The organism is Bradyrhizobium sp. IAR9 (assembly GCF_013408065.1).
Lineage (GTDB): Bacteria > Pseudomonadota > Alphaproteobacteria > Rhizobiales > Xanthobacteraceae > Bradyrhizobium.
Genome location: NZ_JACBZW010000033.1, coordinates 1 through 1,501 on the forward strand (window position 1 = coordinate 1; position 1,501 = coordinate 1,501).

1 protein-coding gene is annotated in these 1,501 nt (G+C 60.6%); it reads right to left on the reverse strand.

Annotation, left to right across the window (positions count from 1 at the left end; all coding sequences use genetic code 11):
- Nucleotides 1-1,501 (reverse strand): AMP-binding protein (locus tag GGD67_RS39005; protein WP_179740339.1); only part of this gene is annotated, 1,501 nt, incomplete at both ends.

The following is a 1,501-nucleotide window of genomic DNA, read 5'->3' on the forward strand; positions in this document are numbered from 1 at the left end:
GCCGATCGCCCTCGACAAACGGACTGGCGATGAACCGCTCGGCTGTCAGCTCAGGGCGGTTCAGGTAGCCCCGTGCCACTCCCGCCCCGCCAATGCAGAGCTCGCCCACCGCGCCGAACGGCACCAGCCCGCCATGGCCATCCAACAGGTAAACCCGCGTGTTGGCGATTGGACGCCCGATCGGGGCCACTGCCCCCTTGCAATCAGCCGGGCAAGTCCAGAAAGTTGCGAAGGTCGTCGTCTCGGTGGGCCCGTAGCAGTGAATGAGACGTACAGGACCTTTTTCTTTCAGCAATCTCAGAAATGAGGCAAGATCAGCGCGATCACCCCCACAAAGGAGGTACTTCAGCTGCGCCAACGTCGGAGCAATCGATGATGTATATTGGTTGAATAATGCTGTTGTTAGAAACAGTGACGTCACCCGGTGCTGTTCAAGCGCCCGGGCAAAACTAGGAGTATCCCTGACGGTGGCGGCATGCATGGCAACAATGCAACCACCGTTAAGCAGCGGCGCCCATACTTCGAATGTGCTTGCGTCGAAGGCGGGATTGCCAGCCCATGCCACCCGATCTCCTGCATCGATCTTCACATACCCACTGTTGATCACGAGCCGGTTGACGGCACGATGAGGAACAACAACTCCTTTGGGAAGGCCAGTTGAGCCGGAGGTGTACATGACGTAAGCGGCAGTTTCAGCGCTCAACGCCAGCCTAGGATCGGAACTACATCCCGTTTCAGCTATGAGCGGCTCAATAGCACGAACAGGTATCGTCGCCTCAACCAGATCATCAGCGCAAAGCACCAAGCGTGCAGCACAATCGGCCATCAACAATTCTTGTCGCGCCGACGGAAGGGCGCGATCGATCGGTACATACACGCCGCCGGTCTTCAAAATCGCCAGCTGCGCCACCATAAGAGCGACGGAGCGGTCCAGCAGAGTGGCAATGCGATCCCCAGGTTTGACGCCGAGGGTGATCAGTTGATGGGCCAGGCGGTTGGCCCGCGCATTGAGCTCGCCATAGCTCAGCCGCTCATCTTCGCAGACCACCGCCACCGCATCCGGCGCCTTGTGCACCTGCGTCTCGAACAGCTCGTGGATGCACCGCTCCGCAGGATACGGCGCCGCCGTCCGGTTCAGCTCCTCCAGCAGATACGTGCGCTCGGCAGTCGAGAGCAGCTCAATCCGGTGGACCTCTTGCCGCGCATCGGCAGCCATCGCCCGCAGCAGCGCCAGCAGATAACCACGCTGCCGCTCGATCGTCGCGCGATCAAACAGCGCTGTGGCATAACCCAGCGTTCCGGCGATCTCCTCGCCATGCTCGCCAAGGCTCAGCTCCAGATCGAACTCGACCTGATCAAGCTCGTCCCCGGCAGCTTCGACACTCAGCCCCGGCAGGTCCAATGCTCCAACCGCATTGTTCTCCCAGGCCAGCATCACCTGCAACAACGGCGTGTGATCAAGAGCCCGGGGCGGCTGCACGATCTCCACCACCTGCTCGAA